The organism is Aeromonas sp. 601039 (assembly GCF_049174415.1).
GTDB classification, from domain to species: Bacteria; Pseudomonadota; Gammaproteobacteria; order Enterobacterales; family Aeromonadaceae; genus Aeromonas; species Aeromonas veronii_A.
This window is the reverse complement of the sequence record NZ_JAAKTL010000002.1, coordinates 71,696-90,232: the sequence shown is the minus strand read 5'-3', so window position 1 is coordinate 90,232 and position 18,537 is coordinate 71,696. Positions and strand designations below refer to the sequence as shown.

Annotated in this window: 18 protein-coding genes; 5 read left to right on the top strand and 13 right to left on the bottom strand. The window is 57.8% G+C overall.

What is annotated here, in order from left to right; all coding sequences use genetic code 11:
* Positions 1 to 238: 238 nt before the first annotated feature.
* Entirely contained in the window at positions 239 to 571 is a 333-nt protein-coding gene (locus G5195_RS02290) for a polyhydroxyalkanoic acid system family protein (protein WP_042055042.1), read from the bottom strand.
* A 259-nt stretch (positions 572 to 830) separates the two neighbouring features.
* Between G5195_RS02290 and G5195_RS02285 the strand changes: the two genes are divergently transcribed.
* Entirely contained in the window at positions 831 to 1,559 is a 729-nt protein-coding gene (locus G5195_RS02285; RefSeq protein WP_158112619.1) for an FFLEELY motif protein, read from the top strand.
* A 99-nt stretch (positions 1,560 to 1,658) separates the two neighbouring features.
* Here G5195_RS02285 and G5195_RS02280 read toward each other — a convergent pair whose 3' ends face one another.
* From G5195_RS02280 to prpB, 3 genes are read right to left on the bottom strand one after another with little or no spacing between them, the layout of a single operon-like run.
* Entirely contained in the window at positions 1,659 to 3,104 is a 1,446-nt protein-coding gene (locus tag G5195_RS02280) for a bifunctional 2-methylcitrate dehydratase/aconitate hydratase (protein WP_421221746.1), read from the bottom strand.
* A 10-nt stretch (positions 3,105 to 3,114) separates the two neighbouring features.
* Positions 3,115 to 4,242: a bifunctional 2-methylcitrate synthase/citrate synthase gene (prpC, locus tag G5195_RS02275; RefSeq protein WP_201914712.1), complete on the bottom strand. Its 1,128-nt coding sequence runs from the start codon at positions 4,240 to 4,242 to the stop codon at positions 3,115 to 3,117.
* Positions 4,243 to 4,252: 10 nt separating this feature from the next.
* The gene (prpB, locus tag G5195_RS02270) at positions 4,253 to 5,140 is read right to left on the bottom strand and encodes a methylisocitrate lyase (protein ID WP_019446406.1); all 888 of its coding nucleotides are present in this window, start codon (positions 5,138 to 5,140) and stop codon (positions 4,253 to 4,255) included.
* Between the two features lie 147 nt (positions 5,141 to 5,287).
* Here prpB and G5195_RS02265 point away from each other — a divergent pair, with 147 nt between their 5' ends.
* The 4 genes from G5195_RS02265 (at position 5,288) to rsmF (ending at position 10,685) form a co-directional block, all read left to right on the top strand.
* Positions 5,288 to 5,914: a paraquat-inducible protein A gene (locus G5195_RS02265; protein WP_069526833.1), complete on the top strand. Its 627-nt coding sequence runs from the start codon at positions 5,288 to 5,290 to the stop codon at positions 5,912 to 5,914.
* Positions 5,898 to 6,500 carry a paraquat-inducible protein A gene (locus G5195_RS02260; protein ID WP_005333132.1) on the top strand — a complete coding sequence of 201 codons (603 nt, stop codon included), beginning with the start codon at positions 5,898 to 5,900 and terminating at the stop codon, positions 6,498 to 6,500. The genes G5195_RS02265 and G5195_RS02260 overlap by 17 nt, the downstream gene beginning before the upstream one ends.
* A gap of 55 nt (positions 6,501 to 6,555) precedes the next feature.
* Positions 6,556 to 9,108, top strand: a complete 2,553-nt coding sequence (locus G5195_RS02255) for an MlaD family protein (RefSeq protein ID WP_421221743.1) — start codon at positions 6,556 to 6,558, stop codon at positions 9,106 to 9,108.
* A 146-nt stretch (positions 9,109 to 9,254) separates the two neighbouring features.
* Positions 9,255 to 10,685, top strand: a complete 1,431-nt coding sequence (gene rsmF, locus G5195_RS02250) for a 16S rRNA (cytosine(1407)-C(5))-methyltransferase RsmF (RefSeq protein WP_421221741.1) — start codon at positions 9,255 to 9,257, stop codon at positions 10,683 to 10,685.
* 226 nt (positions 10,686 to 10,911) lie between these two features.
* On the opposite strand, the gene G5195_RS02245 is transcribed toward rsmF, so the two are convergent.
* The 9 genes from G5195_RS02245 to acpP all read right to left on the bottom strand — a co-directional run bounded on the left by G5195_RS02245 (position 10,912) and on the right by acpP (position 18,473).
* Entirely contained in the window at positions 10,912 to 11,184 is a 273-nt protein-coding gene (locus G5195_RS02245; protein ID WP_421221808.1) for a RepB family protein, read from the bottom strand.
* Positions 11,185 to 11,357: 173 nt separating this feature from the next.
* Positions 11,358 to 12,386, bottom strand: coding sequence for a site-specific integrase (locus G5195_RS02240; protein ID WP_421221739.1), 1,029 nt, complete (start codon positions 12,384 to 12,386; stop codon positions 11,358 to 11,360).
* Between the two features lie 282 nt (positions 12,387 to 12,668).
* A complete protein-coding gene (locus G5195_RS02235; protein WP_005345529.1) occupies positions 12,669 to 13,448 on the bottom strand; it encodes a TatD family hydrolase in 780 nt (259 codons plus the stop codon).
* Positions 13,449 to 13,473: 25 nt separating this feature from the next.
* Positions 13,474 to 14,421, bottom strand: a complete 948-nt coding sequence (gene holB / locus G5195_RS02230) for a DNA polymerase III subunit delta' (RefSeq protein ID WP_069526838.1) — start codon at positions 14,419 to 14,421, stop codon at positions 13,474 to 13,476.
* Positions 14,406 to 15,047 (bottom strand): dTMP kinase, encoded by a 642-nt coding sequence (tmk, locus tag G5195_RS02225; protein ID WP_005345536.1) that lies wholly within the window; start codon positions 15,045 to 15,047, stop codon positions 14,406 to 14,408. The genes holB and tmk overlap by 16 nt, the downstream gene beginning before the upstream one ends.
* Entirely contained in the window at positions 15,047 to 16,048 is a 1,002-nt protein-coding gene (mltG, locus tag G5195_RS02220; RefSeq protein ID WP_005333156.1) for an endolytic transglycosylase MltG, read from the bottom strand. The genes tmk and mltG overlap by 1 nt, the downstream gene beginning before the upstream one ends.
* Positions 16,038 to 16,844 carry an aminodeoxychorismate lyase gene (gene pabC, locus G5195_RS02215; protein ID WP_421221736.1) on the bottom strand — a complete coding sequence of 269 codons (807 nt, stop codon included), beginning with the start codon at positions 16,842 to 16,844 and terminating at the stop codon, positions 16,038 to 16,040. Before pabC ends, mltG begins: the two co-directional genes overlap by 11 nt.
* A gap of 68 nt (positions 16,845 to 16,912) precedes the next feature.
* Complete coding sequence (gene fabF / locus G5195_RS02210) at positions 16,913 to 18,154, bottom strand: beta-ketoacyl-ACP synthase II (RefSeq protein ID WP_005360452.1); 1,242 nt, start codon at positions 18,152 to 18,154, stop codon at positions 16,913 to 16,915.
* Positions 18,155 to 18,236: 82 nt separating this feature from the next.
* The gene (acpP, locus tag G5195_RS02205; RefSeq protein ID WP_005300909.1) at positions 18,237 to 18,473 is read right to left on the bottom strand and encodes an acyl carrier protein; all 237 of its coding nucleotides are present in this window, start codon (positions 18,471 to 18,473) and stop codon (positions 18,237 to 18,239) included.
* Positions 18,474 to 18,537 lie beyond the last annotated feature (64 nt).

The following is an 18,537-nucleotide window of genomic DNA, read 5'->3' as shown; positions in this document are numbered from 1 at the left end:
ATGAATTTACCGAGACGGCAAATTGCTCCTGTCCTCATATCCGGATGAAGACTTGATGCAATAAGAATGACTTTAATGAGTGCCGACTCGAAAATATGAAATAAAGATGAAAGATTACTGACAAATAGAATCAAGGCCTCGCCGGATAATAAATCTGACAAACCATATGGCTTGCCAACTTATTTCAAACAGCCATCGTTTACAGCTGGTTTATTTAAAACCAGTGCAACGAAGAGTTTCAAACACGTTTGGGGCAAGGTAAGCGATTGTCGACATAATCGAGGATCTCTTGCTCCAGTACGCTGCGTACCGGCAACAGCATCAAACCAAGATGCACTTCCAGTTCCAGGGTATCTTCGTCCAGGGTGAGAGTGCCATGTACCCCTGTGCCGCGAAAACGAAGCTCGGTCTCCTCTTCATCTGCCCATTCGCAATCGAGTTGATAGCTCTCGCTCATGTCCGCAGCGATGGCTTCGGCCGCGATCCGGGCGGCTGCCAATCCCAGCGGATGCTGACGGCTGATCTGGATGGTAGAGAGTGCGCTGCTGCCAGCGAGCGAGTTGAAGAACATGGTCGTTACTCTGGGTCATAAGTTAGTTATTGATATTAAACACATGTTCACAACAAATGAAAGGATGGTTCACATAAATGGGACTCACTTAACAGAGTCGAGAGGGATGCAGGCCATCAGCGGGACATGGCATTTATTCCCTCCCCCGTGCGCGCTACACTTGTCACGGAACGGTCAGCAAAAGCTGCTTGTTTTTCATTCACTTGTATCTTCGTATCACCCAATCCCCATCAATGGGCCCAAGGCCAGAGAGCTGTAGATGACGCATCAAGAACATGCCCACGACGACGATAGCACCCTGGGTCGGCTCTACCGCCAGCTCAAGCGGGTTGCAGCCTTGCGCGAGCAGATGCGTGCCCACCCGGAAGATCAGCAGGATCGGGATCGGCTACGCCAGTGGCAGGCCGACCGGTTGGGGCGAACCCATCGAGATCTGCTGGAGAGTGACCGCTACGGTCCGGCGGCCGAGTTTTTCCTGACAGATCTCTATGGCCCCGGGGATTGCGCCCGCCGCGATGCGGACGTGATGCGGGTGATGCCAACCGCCGAGCGGCTGTTGCCGGAGTCCGGCCTCAAGGTGCTGGCGCAGGCGATCGAGCTTGATGCCCTCTCCGAAGAGCTGGACTACCTGATGGTGGTGGCGCTGCGGCGCATTGATGGCATTGATCCCATCACGCCAGACCACTACACCATCGCCTATCGTGCCGTGGGTGAACAGGCGCGCCGGGAACATCAGATTGCGCTGGTGAGCGAGCTTGGGATGACGCTGGACAGGCTGGCGAGAAAACCGCTGCTGGGGGCAACCCTCAAACTGGTGTCAGGTCCCGCCCATCTGGCGGGGCTTGGCGAGCTTTTCTCCTTTGTCGAGCGGGGTTATCGGGTCTGCCATCAGATGGGGCGTGCCAACGAGTTTCTCGAGACCATCGCCAGTCGTGAGACGGCCATCATGACGGCGCTCTTTAACGGCGACAGCAGTGCGCTGGGGTAAGGCTTATCGAGGGATAAGCCGCCAGAATAACAAAGCGGGCCGATGAGCCCGCTTTTCGTTTATCACTGTTTGCCGATATGTAGCCCAATACAAGACCGGTCAGATCACCAGCAGATCCATAAAGGCGTGTACCGGGGTGGCGGCAAGGCGCGGCCCATCCTGACAGAGGGCCAGAATATCGTTGACCCGTTTGGCCGGGAAGCGAGTCGCCAGATTGTGCTGGAATTTTTCCACCAGCAGCGGGATCCCCTCCTCCCGACGGCGACGATGGCCGACCGGGTACTCCACCTCCACCTTGGCGGTATGAGTGCCGTCCTTGAAGAAGATCTGGATGGCGTTGGCAATGGAGCGCTTGTCCGCCTCCAGATATTCGCGGCTGTAGCGTTTGTCCTCCTGTACCACCATCTTGTCGCGTAGCGCGTCGATGCGAGGGTCGGCAGCCACGTCATCCTCGTAATCCTCGGCGATAAGGCGACCGAAGATGAGTGGCACCGCCACCATGTACTGCAGGCAGTGATCCCGATCGGCCGGGTTGTTGAGGGCGCCGACCTTGCTGATGATGCGAATGGCCGACTCATGGGTGGTGAGCTCGATACGGTCGATTTCGTCGAGCCGCCCCTTCACCTGCCCATGTAGCTTCATGGCGCACTCAACCGCGGTCTGGGCATGGAACTCGGCGGGATAGGAGATCTTGAACAGCACGTTCTCCATCACATAGCTGCCGTACCCCTGATGCAGGGCGAACTGGTTGCCCTTGAACAGCACATCGTAGAAGCCCCACTTGGGGGCGCTCAGTACGCCGGGATAGCCCATCTCGCCGCTCATGGTGATAAGGGCGAGGCGCACTGCGCGAGAGGTGGCATCCCCTGCCGCCCAGCTCTTGCGCGACCCTGCATTGGGGGCATGACGGTAGGTGCGCAGGCTCTGGCCATCGACCCAGGCCTGGGAGACCGCATCGATCACCTGATCACGGGTGCCACCCAGCATGTGAGTCACCACGGCGGTGCTGGCGACCTTGACCAGCACCACGTGATCGAGACCGACCCGGTTGAAGGAGTTCTCCAGCGCCAGCACCCCCTGAATTTCGTGGGCTTTGACCATGGCCATCAGCACATCGCTCATGGTGAGCGGTGCCTTGCCCTCTGCCACGCGAGTACGGGAGAGCCAGTCGGCGGTGGCCAGAATGCCGCCCAGATTGTCGGATGGGTGACCCCACTCGGCGGCCAGCCAGGTGTCGTTGTAGTCGAGCCAACGTATGATGGCGCCGATATCCCAGGCCGCCTTGACCGGATCGAGGCAGAGCTGGGTACCGGGCACCCGGGCGCCGTGGGGTACGAGGGTGCCGGGTACGATGGGGCCAAGGTGTTTGGTGCACTCGGGAAAGCGCAGGGCCAAGAGGCCACAGCCCAGCGTATCCATCAGGCAGTAGCGGGCGGTGTCGAGAGCCGCCTCGCTGGTAATGGGGTGGTTGCAGACATAATCGGCAATATCGACCAGCACCTGATCGGGGTCTGGTCTGTGGTTGACGTCGACGTTGGCGGACATCGTGACTTCCTTATCGTTGTTGTAGAGAGACAAAGTGACGGGGGGCCGGGCCGACATAATCGGCGCTCGGACGGATGATCCGGTTGTGCTCGCGCTGCTCCATCACGTGGGCGCACCAGCCGGTGACCCGCGAGCAGACGAAGATGGGGGTGAACAGCTTGGTCGGGATCCCCATGTAGTGATAGGCGCTGGCATGGAAGAAGTCGGCGTTGGGAAAGAGCTCTTTCTCCTCCCACATCACCTTCTCCGCCTCGCAGGAGACGCGGTAGAGGCGATCATCGCCCACAGCCTCGGCGAGCTTGGCCGACCACTCCTTGATGATGACGTTGCGCGGATCAGACGTGCGGTAGATTGCGTGGCCAAAGCCCATGATCTTCTCCTTGGCCGCCAGCTTTGCCAGCAGTTCGCGCCTTGCCTGCGTCTCGTCTTGCCAATGTTCGATCATCGCCATGGCCGCCTCGTTGGCGCCGCCGTGGAGCGGGCCGCGCAAGGTGCCGATGGCGGCAGTGATACAGGAGAACATATCGGAAAGGGTCGAGGCGCAGACTCGCGCAGCAAAGGTGGAGGCGTTGAACTCATGCTCGGCGTAGAGGATGAGGGAGACATGCATCACTCGGCGCTCCAGCTCGCTCGGCGCTTTCTGGTGCAGCAGTGCGAGGAAATGGCCACCGATACACTCTTCATCGGTATCGAGGGCGATGCGAATTCCCTCGTGACTGAACTTGTACCAGTAGATCAGAATGCCCGGGAAGGCGGCCAGCAGCCGATCCGCCACTTCATGTTCATGCTCGAAGCCATCTTCCGGCTCCAGATCGCCGAGCATGGAGCAGCCGGTGCGCAGCACATCCATGGGGTGGGCATCGGCGGGAATGCGCTCCAGTACCTCCAATAGCGGCTGGGGCAAGGTGCGCAGGCGACGCAGCTCGCGCTTGTAGGCGTCAAGCTGCTGCTCACCGGGCAACTCCCCCTTGAGCAGCAGATAGGCGACCTCCTCGAACTGGGCGCTGTCGGCCAGCTCCTTGATGTCGTAACCGCGATAGGTAAGACCGGTGCCACTCTTGCCCACGGTGCAGATACTGGTCTCCCCTGCGCTTTGGCCGCGCAGACCGGCCCCGCCCAACGGTTTTTGCTGTCCCATAAGCTGCCTCCTATTCCTTGGCTGTAAACAGACGATCCAGTGTCTGCTCGTAGTGGTGATATCCGAGGAAGTCGTAGAGTGACTCCCGGGTCTGCATGGTCTCCACGACAGCGCGCTGATGGCCATCCTGGCGAATATGTTGATAGACGTTGAGGGCGGCCTGATTGGCGGCCCGGTTGGCACTCAAGGGGTAGAGCACCATGTCGACCCCGTGGGCGGCCAGTTGCTCTTTGTCAAACAGTTCGGTTTTGCCGAACTCGGTCATGTTGGCGAGGATCGGCACTTTGGCCGCCTGCTTGAACTGGTCGTACTGGGCCAGTTCGGTCACCGCCTCGGCGAAGATCATGTCGGCACCGGCGGCCACATAGGCGGCGGTGCGCTCAAGAGCAGACTCCATCCCCTCCACCGCCAGTGCATCGGTGCGGGCCATGATGACGAACTCGCTATTCTCGCGGGCATCCACCGCTGCCTTGATGCGATCGCACATCTCCTCAAGCGTGACCACCGCCTTGTTGGGGCGATGACCACAACGCTTCTGAGCCACCTGATCTTCCATATGGACGGCGGCAACCCCGGCCCGCTCGAACGCGCGAATGGTGCGGGCGATATTGAATGCCCCGCCCCAGCCGGTGTCGATATCGACCAGCAGCGGCACACGGGTCGCCGCTGTGATCCGTTCGGCATCGATCAGCACGTCGTTGAGGGAGGTCATACCGAGATCCGGCAAGCCATAGGAGGCATTGGCTACTCCGGCGCCGGAGAGATAAAGAGCTTGAAAGCCGCTGCGTTCGGCCATCAGCGCCATGTAGGCATTGATGGTGCCGACGATCTGCAGGGGATGTTCATTGGCAAGAGCGGTGCGAAAGCGCAGGCCTGCCGAGGGGGACAAACTGGACATCATGACTCCTTTCACCTGTCTAGTCTGGCTATCTAATATCACGTTTACGTTAACGTCAATTATACTTTCGTAACATTCCGGCTGCAGGCAAGACAGGAAACCGGTTTTAGGGTAAATTTCACCAATTCCTTCAACAGGTTGAATTGTATGATGGAGCCCGGTTCCGTAATTGTCTGTCCGGCGTGCGACTTGCTGATCCAGCGCAAAGCACTGCCGCTGCGTCGCCATGCCCACTGCCCGCGTTGTCACCAACATCTCTATGGCCGTTATGCCTTTCGTCCCTCCCAGTTGATGGCCCTGACCATCACCGGATTTCTGCTGCTACCCTCCGCCTTTTTTGAACCGCTGATCTATCTGCGGCTGGCTGGGGTCAACACCGACGCCGACCTGCTGCGCGGTATCCTGGTGCTGTTTGGCGAAAGTGAGTTTTGGGTGGCCTCTTTGGTGCTTTGGTGCGCCGTACTGGCACCGGTAGGATTATTGGCGGGGATCTTTGTGCTGGCTTCGGGTCTGGCCAAACGTTGGCACATTCTTCCCGTCACCTTGAAGCTGGTCGAGGTGTTTCGCCACTGGGCCATGCTGGAGGTCTATATCGTCAGCCTGCTGGTTGCCCTGTTCAAACTGATCGACATCGCCGATGTGCGCCTCGGTGGCGGGTTGCTCAGCCTCGGTATTTTGATGCTGCTCAACATGACCCTGCTGATCCTGTTTGACCCCGCCCCCTACTGGGCGCGGATCCCGTTAAAGGAGCCGGAACATGACCAGCGCCCGTGAGATGGGACTCTGCCGCTGCCATACCTGTGGTTTGTTGGTGCGCTATCAAGCCGGGGCAGTCTGCCCCCGTTGCAGCAGCAAATTGCAGGTGCGCATTCCCCGTTCCCTCGCCTGGTCGTGGGGCTTGCTGGCGCTCGCCACCTTCATGTTGCTGCCTGCCAATCTGTTGCCCATTACCCATTTCTACAACAAGGGGTTACTGCAGTCAGATACCATCTTCAGCGGTATCATGATGCTCTATCGCAGCAAGATGAGCGGGATTGCCACCATAGTCCTCACCGCCAGCATACTGGTACCCGTGGGCAAGATATTGGGGTTGGGCTGGATCTGCTGGCAGTTGCAGCGGGCCAAGCCGGTGCGGCGCAAGCGCCAGCTAGTGATGTATCGGGTGATCGATTTTATCGGTCGCTGGTCAATGCTGGACTTGTTCGTGATTTCGCTGATGGTGGCACTGGTCGATCGGGGTGTGCTGCTGAGTGTCCGCGCAGGCCCGGGGGCCACCGCCTTTGCCGGTGTGGTGGTGCTGACCATGATGTCGGCCCGCATGCTCGATACCCGTTTACTGTGGGACAAGGCGGCCCGTTGATGATTTCTCTGTTTTTGTCTGATGTGCTGTTTAATCCAGCCAATAAGGAGTCACTATGATCGGGGCTGAACCCGTCATCGAAAAGCGTCGCTGGTTATCGCCGGTCTGGCTGTTACCCCTGATAGCCCTGCTGCTGGCAGGTGGCTTTCTCTATCAGCAGGTATTGAGCCGTGGCCAGCTTATCCAGATCAACTTCGCCCAGGGCAACGGCATCTTGCCGGGCAAAACCCAGATTCGTTATCAGGGGGTGGCCATCGGCGTGGTGCAAGAGCTGGAGCTGGCTGAAGATGGCCGCAAGATTGCGGTGATGGCCAAGATTGACAGCCGTGCCAGACCGCTGATCCGCAAGGGATCCGACTTCTGGCTGGTGAGCCCCAAGGCGTCGCTCACCGAGATCTCCGGCCTTGATACCCTGGTCTCCGGCAACTACATAAACCTGCAACCGGGGCGTGAAAGCAATCCGCTGGAGGAGACCTTCGATGCACTGGAGGGCCCTCCTCCCGGCTATCAGGCTCAGGGTCGCATGCTGCACCTGACCGCCGATTCGCTGGGGTCGGTGGGGATTGGCGCCAAGCTCTATTTCCGCGGTATCGAGGTTGGCAGCGTCATCAATACGCGCCTGGGTCAGGACAACCAGAACGTCATTCTGGATCTGGTGATCGAGCCGCGTTTCGAACATCTGGTCAAAGCCGATACCCGCTTCTGGAACATCAGTGGCATCAAGGGCTCCTTCAGTCTGGCTGGCGTCAGCGTGGAGGCCGGCAGCCTCACCTCCATTCTGAGCGGCGGCATTGCCTTTGACTCGCCCAAAGATTCACCGGAGCCGGAGAAGGGACAGACTTTCGTCCTCTATAAAGGGCTGGCGGAAGCAGCGCGCGGTGCGCGTATCGACATTGCGGCTGGTGATCTCCCGGTCAAGGAGGGGATGCCCATCCTCTATGAGGGGATCGAGATCGGTCGTATCGACCCCATTCGCCTCACCGACAAAGGCCGTGTGGTCACAGCGCTGATCAACCCGGAGCAGGCTTATCGCATTACCGACAAGAGTCAACTGGTGTGGGAGAGCGTCTCCCTCTCCGCGACCGGCGTGCAGCATGCAGATCGCCTGCTCTCCGGCCCGGCCATTCGCCTCGACTATGTAGCGGGCAAACCGGTACAGAAGATGACCCTGACCGATCGCGCGCCCCAGAGCGGCACCAAGGTGACGCTGCAGGCTGACGATCTGGCGGGGCTCAATCAGGATGCACCTGTCTGGTACAAGGGATTGCAGGTGGGCCGTATCAGCCAGCTCACCCTGGATGCGCGCGGCAATGCCAGCGTCGAGCTGGTGATGGCGCCGAACTATGGTCATCTGCTCAACCGTGCCCGCTTCTATCGCGCCACCCCGTTGCAGATCGATGCCGATCTGAGCGGCATCAAAGTAGAAACCAGTCCGGCCAGTGCCTGGTTGGGGGGCGGGATCAAGCTGGTACAAGCCAGCAGTGGCGAGCGGATTAACCGTCTCTACCCCAGTCAGGAGCTGGCACTGCTCGGTACCCGTGATGCCAAGCCCCAGCGCTGGTTGCTCAAGGCAGATCAGGCCGATGGCATTGGCATTGGCTCGCCTGTGCTCTATCTGGGGCTGGAAGCGGGCATGGTCAAACAGCTGCGCGCCGCCAAAGAGGGGGTCGAGATCGAACTCGAGATTGATGGAGTCTATGCTCCCCTCCTCGCCCAACAACCCCAATTCTGGAAAAAACCGGCCATCGACACCAAGGTGCGGGTCGATGGGGTGCAAGTCAAGGTGGGTAACCTCGCTACCCTGCTGCGCGGTGCCATCGAGTTCGATCGGTTGGCCAATGGCCGTAGCAGTCATCAACTGTTCGACTCCAGGGAGCAAGCCAAGGCCAAGGTGCGCCAGCTGTCACTGGTAGCAGAGAGTAATCCGGGGCTCGGGATTGGCAGCCCGATCCGCTATCGTGGGGTCGATATCGGCAAAATTGAAGAGATCGAGCTGGAGCCGTCTCTGGGTCAGGTGATCTTCAAGGCGGAACTCGATGGCCACTATGCCGAGCGTTTCCTGCAGTCCGGCGCCCGCTTTACTCTGGTGCAAGCCAAGCTGGGATTAGGCGGGGTTGCGCACCTCGATACCCTGATCAAGGGGGCGTTTGTAGAAGCACAACCCGGTAAAGGCGCAGGCAAAGATCGCTTCCCCTTGAGTCAGGTCGGCCCGGTGGGTCTGGCCCTGACCCTCAAGAGCCCCTCCGTCAATGGCCTGAGCATTGGCAGTCCGCTACTGTTTCGCAAGATGGTGGTGGGCAGTGTCACCAAGGTGGCGCTGGCTCGGGATGGTAGCGAGGTGGTGATCGACGTTAACGTGGATCAGGAGTATGCCCATTTGGTGCGGGCCAACTCCCGTTTCTGGAATGTCTCCGGGGTCAAGGCGGATATCGGCCTGACCGGGGGTACCATAGAGGTCGAGACAGTACAGAGCCTGCTGGCCGGCGGCATTGCTTTCAATACGCCGGAGAAAGAGATGGGGCCAACCGTCAAGGCAGGACACAGCTATCCGCTCTACGGCAAGGCCGAGAAAGAGTGGCTGGAGTGGAGCCCTCGTATCCAGCCCTGATCTCTTCCCTTTACGTACCTCATCCAAGCCCGGCACAGTGCCGGGCTTTTTTATATTCCGGTGCCTGTTGATAGGGTTCAGATTCAGAATATTCTTAGCCTTGTGGTAGGATATCGCCCCTCTTTTTCGGTCAACGAGACGGCACAGTGCACGACAACACCTTCCTTCCCGATTACTTTTTACGCCACATTGCGGCCATCATGCCGGCCCATCTCTCGATGGATGAGTTTGTGGCCAGTTGTCGACGTCCGCTGCGCCGCAGCATTCGGGTCAATACCTTGAAGATCGCCGTCTCGGATTTCGTCGCCCTGATGGAGCCACTGGGTTGGCAACTCGACCCTGTGCCCTGGTGTGATACCGGCTTCTGGCTGACCCGCAGCGATGAAACCGTCCCACTTGGCAACACTGCCGAGCACTTGAGCGGGCTCTTCTACATTCAGGAAGCGAGCTCCATGCTGCCGGTGACGGCGCTCTTTGCCAGCGACAAGATCAAAGCGGATGGTATGTTGCTGGATGCGGCGGCGGCCCCCGGCTCCAAGACCACCCAGATAGCCGCCTTGATGAACAATCAGGGGATGTTGGTTGCCAACGAATTTTCCAGCAGCCGGTTGAAAGTGCTTAGCGCCAATATCCAGCGCTGCGGCGTGACCAATGTGGGTATGACCCATTTTGATGCCAAGGTATTTGGCCAGTGGTTGCCGGAGACCTTCGATGCCATCCTGCTCGATGCCCCCTGCTCCGGTGAAGGTACGGTGCGCAAGGATGAAGATGCGCTGCGCAACTGGAGCATCGAGAGCATCGACGAGATTGCGGCGGTGCAACAAGGGTTGCTGGAGAGCGCCTTCCATGCCCTGAAACCGGGTGGTGTGCTGGTCTACTCCACCTGTACCTTGAGTGAGCAGGAGAATCAGGCGGTTTGCCAATCCCTGCTGGACAAGTTTGGCGATGCCTTGAGTTTTGACTCATTGGCAGACCTGTTCCCCCATGCAGAGCAGGCCTGTACATCCGAAGGATATCTGCACGTTTGGCCCCAGATCTTCGACAGTGAAGGCTTTTTCGTCGCCAGACTACGCAAGCTTCACTCGGTGCCCAACACCATGTTCAAGCCGGGCAAGCTGGGTAAATTCCCTTTTGCGCCACTTCCTGCCAAAGAGGCGGAACCCATATTGCGCGAGATCGAAGCCAACTTTGGGGTGGCACCGCAGGGTCAGCTGTTTGGCCGCAATGACGAGATCTGGCTCTTCCCTCAGCGGTTTGATCAGGTGCAGGGCAAGCTTCGTTTCGATCGCATCGGCATCAAGTTGGCCGAAACCTTCAAGAAAGGTTATCGCCTCACTCATGAGTGGGCATTGGCCTATGGCGATAAAGCGAGCAAGGGCGTGGTCGAGCTGGATAGCGCCAATGCGCGGGAATTCATGATGGGGCGGGACGTCTGGCCAGAGCTGGCTTCTGGCGTTGGCGAGGTGATCGTCCGCTATCAGGGGCATACCCTGGGCATGGGGAAATGGGTGGGTAGTCGGGTCAAGAATGCCCTCCCCCGCGAGCTTGTGCGTGACAACAATCTGTTCAATGCGTAGTGGGCCGTTCGGTGCATAGGCACTTGAACGAGTCTGAAATACCCACACTCTGGTTGAACTTTTCTTTGGATCTTGAAAAGCCTTGAGCCTTGTCTAAGCTTAAGGCAATCCGAACACCAGTTAGCGCACGGCTCTGCAAGGAGCCAATTCCCCTATGCCAGGTACAAGGAATTCGTACCTGGCCTTTTTTATCTCTTCACGTATCGCTGTTACTTCACTTTTGTGTCTATCCAACAGTCTCTTCGACCCGTATGGCGACTCTGTTTTCAAACGGAGGTTCTCTACCCAGCTCATGTTGGTAGAGCAGATCGATCGCCTGCTCGATGAGTGATGCCTGACTGTCTTCGAGATGAAGACCTAGTGCGGCCAATCGTTCGGCGTGGCGATTGCTGATCCAGCATTGCAGCCGGGTATGGGTCTCCTGCTTGCGTTTTACATGTTGGCGCTGCCGCTCGGCATTGTTTTGGGGCCCCGCCTCTTGCACTTCACGCCCTGTCATTTCTTGGCTCATATGTCCTTGCGATGTTTCATTTCCGGATTTGTTATCTCTCATCACATGCCATTATCCACAGGAAGATGGCCCTTCCACCTTGGGCTGCTGGCTGCACGGCAAATATATCATCAGATCAACAAGATATCATTTAACATAAAAAACGCAGTGACGCAGTTGTGTCAAAGCAAGCCATCAAGGGCATGATCGGAGAATTTATGGGCATCATCGAAGTACTCCTGCAGGGTTCGCATATCCTTGTGGCGAGTGACTTCAATGATCTTGTTCATCGGCTTGCCGGCAGTCACCGCCGAGGTGATAAAACCGCGCCGCAGGCTATGGCCACTGACGTAAAGATCGTCGATGGTTTGGCCGGTTCGCCGCTTGATCATCAGGTTGATGCCCTGGGGACCGAGTGGTTCGGCCATCAATTGGCCCCAGCGGTTCATGCGCCGAAACAGCGGCCCCTCGCTGATCCGGCTTTTGTGTAGCCATTTTTGCAGTGCCGAGACGGGACAGTAGTGCTTGCCCGGGATTAAAGCTATCTCGGTTTCATGCAACTGATGCTTGCTCGGTTTGAGGCGAAGGCGGAGCCCCTGCCCCACAAAATCGAGATCGCTCACCTCAATTCGAGCCGCTTCCGAACGGCGCAAGGCGCCACTGAACATCAAGAGCAGCAGGGTGTGATCACGCAAGCCAGCCAGATCATGGGTGTCGATGCCATCGAGCACCTGGGTCAATGGCTGTAGCGTCAGGGCGCCGGTTTTGCGTTTGCGGTTATCCCCTAACCTGACAATACCGCGCATCATCTCCTTGATTTCGGGATGTTCGGTGGGTATGGGGTGAATGCCTTTCTGCTTGAAGGCATAACGGATCCCGGCAAGCCGTCTCACCAGGGTTGCCGGTTTTCGGGGCTCGCCATTACGCAACTCCCCTTTCCCCTCTTCTTTATCCAGCCATACCCAGTCTGCCAATACGCCGTCGGCCTGATCAGCGAGAAAATTCATGATGTCGTGATGGGTCGTTTGCAGCGGATCCAGCCCGTGTAACTGGCACCAGAAGACAAAAATACGGGTATCCGCCTGATAGGCATTGAGGGTGGAATCCGCTTTTGCACTGCGCAAAAAGCGGCGTGCCCGACTATTTAGCTGTGCATCGAAAACAGTCTGCAGTGACTGATGAGCTGGATTGGACAAGGTTGGATATGCCACGGAACTCTATGATTCATATGAAGTTTGAGAGGATCTTACAGGATCCTCCACACACATCAAGTATCGATAATGAATATTATCGATACTTATAGCCTGATGTTTAATACCCTTCGACCACGGTGAAAAAACGAAACATCGGAATATCATTCACCCAGTTTTGTATGGATGAACGAGTTGAATTGACTGGGTTGGTGAGAGATAACGTTGTGCTAGGTTGATTTTCAGGTGGGTAATCAGCTTGGTATTTGAAATATATAAGCCCCGAGCAACGGGGCTTCTGTGTTATTTTTTCGCCAGTTTGAATAGTTCAAAGAAATTCCGGCTGGTGGCTTCTGCCAATTCGTTAAGCGGAATATGGCGCAGATCAGCAATAAACTGGGCAACATCTCGCACAAAGGCGGGTTCGTTCTCCCTCCCCCGATGCGGCACGGGTGCAAGATAGGGCGAGTCGGTTTCGACCAGCAATCTGTCGAGGGGCAGAGCCTTGACCACCTCTTGCAGGGCAGACGCATTTTTGAAGGTAGCGATCCCCGAGATGGAGATATAGAACCCCATCGCCATCGCGGCTTGTGCCATTTCGAGGGATTCGGTGAAGCAGTGCAGCACACCGCCAACCTGATCAGCGCCCTCTTCACGCATGATCTGCAAGGTATCTTGCTGGGCATCGCGGGTATGGATGATCAGCGGCTTGTTCAACGCGCGGGCAACCCGGATATGTTCGCGGAAAGAGGCTTGCTGAACTTCCTTGTTCTCGGGCGAGTAAAAGTAATCGAGACCGGTCTCACCGATGGCCACCACACGTGGATCGGCAGCTTGCTTGAGCAGCAACTCGGCATCGACACCGGGTTCCTGATTGAGCGGGTGTACCCCGCAAGAGGCAAACACCTGGGGATAGGGCGCGATCGCCTCGAGCATGGTCGGGAACTGTGCCTGAGTCACACTGACACAGAGAAAATATCCCACGTCCAGTTTCGCGGCCTTTGCCAGTACATCAGCCATGCTGGTCTGCTTGCTGCCATAGCTGAGGCGATCGAGATGACAGTGGGAATCAACGAGTAACATATAAAACCTTTCTGCTTGTCGGTACTTATAACCAGCGACTGAGCCAGTTCATCAGATGGATGGTGGGATTGGAGAGCTGACCCGGCTGGCATGCCGCTTTCAGGGCAACAAGATCTTGTTCTGCCTCCAGCAGTTTTTCGCTGGAGTGCTGCTCCGCCAACCGCTGACTCAAGATTGCCAGGTCCGGCATCGCCAGCTGATGGTGACCACATCCGGCCTGGGTTTTCAGGGCATCACACAAGAAGAGCTGCAACCAGTGCAACCTGACCTGCGTCTCCTGACCAAGCTGGCTGCACAATGCCGTCGCCTTGACCGGACTTTGACTCAGGGCGACAAACTGTTCCAGCAGTTCGCGGCGAGTACCGTCCTGTTGCTGCTCGATATAGTCGAGTACCCGCAGCGGGGCCCCCTGACAGATCCGCACCTGAGCCAGAGTGGCCTGATGACCCTGCTCGGCCAACCAGCGTACTGTCTCCCCTTCCGCAGGCAACTGACAGACATGTTTGTGACAGCGACTGAGAATGGTGGGAAGCAACCGGGAAACCTGAGAGGCAATCAGCAACAGCAAGCTGTCGCCGGCCGGCTCTTCCAGGGTTTTCAGCAGGGCGTTGGCCGCCGATTCGGTCATCCGCTCCGCATCTGGAATGATCACCACCTTGCCACGGCCGAGCTGGGCAGAGCCCTGCAGCCGGGTGCAGATCTCGCGAATGGCCTCGACCCCGATAGTCTTGCTGTCGCGCGTTATGGTGCCGAGATCCGGGTGGTTACCCTTGTCAAAGAGCTGGCAGGAGTGGCACTGACCGCACGGCTCTCCGCGATCCGGTTGCTGGCAAAGGTGTAAACGCGCCAGCCGCTCTGCCAGTTGCTCCTTGCCAAGACCGGGATCGCCCAACAACAACCAGGCATGGCCGAGACGACCGGACTGGGCCGTCTGGCTCAGGGCATGCCAGTCGGGGATCAGCCAGGGATACATAGCGGCTCGTTCGACAGATAGTGATCCAATGCACGCTCGATGGCAGCTTTGACCTGTTCCGGCGTTTGCGCCGCATCGATCACCACAATGGAATCATCCTTGGCGGCCAGTTCGAGATAACGAGTTCGGGTACGCTCGAAGAAGCTCAGCTGCTCCAGTTCGATGCGATCCAGCTCGCCGCGATGGCGAGCACGCTGCAAGCCAAGGGCGGGATCGATATCGAGATAGAGGGTGAGATCCGGTTTGAAGTTGCCAAGCACCGCCTGCTTGATGGCACCGATAAGCTGGGCATCGATACCACGGCCACCACCCTGATAGGCTTGGGAGGAGAGATCGTGGCGATCCCCCACCACCCAGACACCGTCGGCCAGTGCGGGTTTGATGCGGGTCTCCACCAGTTGTACCCGGGAGGCATACATCAGCAGCAATTCCGCCTCGATGGTGAGGCGCTCGTCGTGCACCTCTTTGACGATGGCCCGCATCCGCTCGGCCAGTGGCGTACCACCCGGCTCGCGGGTGCACTCGATCCGGTTGATGCCGTGGCGCTGCAGATAGTCGGTCACATAACGAACGGCCGAGCTCTTCCCTGCCCCTTCCAATCCTTCGATCACAATAAATTTAGACATTAGGGTTTCTTCAATATGTATTCACGAACCGCCCGATTGTGTTCATCGAGGGTCTTGGAGAAATAGTGGGCACCGCCCCCCTTGGCGACAAAGTAGAGATAATCGGTCGACTTGGGGTTAAGCGCAGCTTCGATGGAGGCCTTGCCCGGCATGGCGATGGGCGTGGGCGGCAGACCGTCGATCACATAAGTGTTGTAGGGATTCTTGTCGGTCAGATCACTGCGGCGAATGTTGCCGTCGTAGCGATCCTTCACCCCGTAAATGACGGTGGGATCAGTCTGCAACTTCATGCCCAGACGCAGACGGTTGACGAATACGGAGGCGATCTGCGCCCGCTCGTCCGGCTGGCCGGTCTCTTTCTCGATAATGGAGGCCATGATCAACGCCTCATAGGGGGTCTTGTAAGGCAGGTTAGCCTGACGTTTTTCCCAGCTCTGCTGCAGGAAGGTCTCCATATCCTGATGGGCGCGGCGCAAGATCGAGAGATCGCTGGCATGGGTGGTATAAGCGTACGTTTCCGGCAGGAACCACCCCTCCAGCTTGCCATTCTCGATGCCGAGCTCTTGCGCCAAGTCGGCTTCGGATTGCTCAACGGTCAACCGCTCAAGGTATGGGGCGCTGGAGAGCTGCTTCTGCCAATCCTCGAAACGGGAACCTTCGACGAAGGTGAGGCTGAAGTGAAACTCCTTGCCCGATGCGAACAGAGAAAGGGTCTCCTTGAGAGGGGCCCCTTCCTTGATTTCATAGGTACCCGATTTGATGGCCACCAGTTCGGGATGGCTGCGCAGCCAGAGCCGCACCGCCCAGGGGCTGGTTTCCCCCTCCCCAAGTTCGGCGATGAGACGCGCCGCATGGGCGCCCTTCTCCACCGTAAAGAGCCGGGTCGGCCCCTTGTTGGTGAGCGTCTCTACCTGTTGCCATTTGTAATGTACATAGCCCCCGGCAGCGGCTACCGTCAGTGCCGCCCCCGCGAGCAGGGTGTAAAGCCGATTAAACTTCAATGACCAAACGCTCCTGTAAACGGCGACTCAATACCGCTGGGGGATAGTGAATATCCTCGATGCAATTGACCGGCACGACCCCCATCAGGGTATTGGTGAGCCACACCTCTTCAGCCTGCCATAGTGACTCCAGCGGAGCCTCTACCACACGCAACTCAATACTCATCTGTTTCAACATCGCCATCACCTGGCGGCGCATGATGCCATCGACACCACCGCGGGCGAGATCGGGCGTAAACACCGTCTTGCCCCGACGCCAAAACAGATTGGCACTGACCCCTTCAATCAGATAACCGCGACTGTTAAGTACTATCCCTTCGACTGCATTCCGGCTGACAAGTTCGCTTTTTAGCAATACCTGCTCCAGACGATTCAAGGTTTTAAGCCCAGCCAGCATGGGGGCATCGCCGATCCGCTGGCGGCACACCACCATCTCGATCCCCTCCTGTTGCCACTGGCCATAGTGAGTGGGAAATGGCGCCAGACTGACAATCCGGGTTGTGTGCTGACATCCGCTGCCGTCATAGCCCCGCCCCCCCTCGCCGCGGGTCAGGATCACCTTGGCCACGCATTGTGGCTGGTCGGCCACCATCTCTTCAACCTCCCGGGTCAAGAGATCCCAGTCCGGTTCAACCAATCCCAGCCGGTTGTTGGCCAGCTGCAACCGTGCCAGATGGGCAGGCCACTGCAACACGCGACCCTCCCTGACCGCCATGGTGGTGAAATGACCGTCACCATAGGCCAACCCCCGATCATGGGCCGAGATCGTATCAAGCTTCATGCCATTGATAAGCAAAGGGATCCCTCCGATAAAAAAGGCCCGATACCGGCAGTATCGGGCCTGTGTCTTTGCCCTGCGGCAAATTATACGCGTTTGAAGATCAGTGAGCCATTGGTGCCGCCAAAACCAAACGAGTTGGAAAGGGCGTACTCGAAGCTACCTGGTTTGGCCACATGGGGTACCAGATCCAGATCGCACTCATCATCCGGGTTGTCCAGGTTGATGGTGGGCGGAGCCACCTGATCACGCAGGGCCAACACAGTGATGATCGCCTCGATGGCACCGGCGGCGCCCAACAGGTGACCGGTCATCGACTTGGTGGAGCTGACCATCAGGGATTTGGCGTGTTCACCAAACACCGACTTCATGCCACGCAGCTCGGCCACATCACCCAGCGGGGTGGAGGTGCCGTGCGCGTTGATGTAACCAATCTGCTCGGGGGCAATGCCGGCATCCTTGATGGCATTTTTCATGGCACGAGCGCCACCGTTGCCATCTGCAGGAGGCGCAGTCATGTGGTACGCGTCACCGCTCATGCCAAAACCGACCAGCTCGGCGTAGATCTTGGCACCACGGGCCTTGGCGTGTTCGTACTCTTCCAGTACCAGGACACCGGCACCGTCACCCAGCACGAAACCATCGCGATCTTTATCCCACGGACGGCTCGCTTTTTGCGGCTCGTCGTTGCGGTTGGAGAGTGCCTTGGCGGCAGCGAAGCCACCCATCCCCATCGCGGTGGAGGCTTTCTCGGCACCGCCGGCGACCATCACGTCGGCATCACCGTAAGCGATCATCCGGCCAGCCATGCCGATGGCATGGGTACCTGTGGTACAGGCGGTAGTCACGGCGATGTTCGGCCCTTGCAGACCTTTCATGATGGAAAGATGACCGGACACCATATTGATGATGGTGGACGGAACGAAGAAGGGACTGATCTTGCGTGGGCCGCCGTTGACCAAGCTTTCGTGGTTCTGTTCAATCAGACCCAGACCGCCGATACCGGAGCCAATCGCCACGCCGACACGTTCGGCATTCTCTTCATTGATGGTCAGGCCGGAATCATCCAGCGCCTGCATACCGGCCGCGATGCCGTATTGAATGAAGAGATCCATCTTGCGAGCGTCTTTACGGTTGATACCGTACTGCTCGGGATCGAAATCCTTGACCAGACCTGCGAAGCGGGTTGCAAACTCGCTGGCATCAAAGTGTTCGATAAGGGAAATGCCGCTCTGCCCGTTGAGCAGTGCTTGCCAGCTGGATTCGGCAGTGTTACCCACCGGGGAAAGCATCCCCAAGCCGGTCACCACGACTCTGCGTTTTGACACTGAGGTAGTCTCCGAGAGGTGTTTTGAAAAGGAACAAATACAAAAGAAGCGGCCCTTGGGCCGCTTCTTTCAGAACAGGAACTTATTCCTGATTAGCGGTGATGTAGTCGATAGCCGCTTGAACAGTGGTGATCTTCTCGGCTTCTTCATCAGGAATTTCGGTATCGAATTCTTCTTCCAGCGCCATTACCAGTTCAACGGTATCCAAAGAGTCAGCGCCCAGGTCGTCGACGAAGGAGGCAGCGTTCTTAACGTCTTCCTCTTTAACACCCAGTTGTTCGATGATGATTTTCTTTACGCGTTCTTCGATGTTGCTCATGACCTGAATTTTCCTTTAAAAATACGCTATTTGCGTCTGGTTGGGGTAGTTTATTCAATTGACG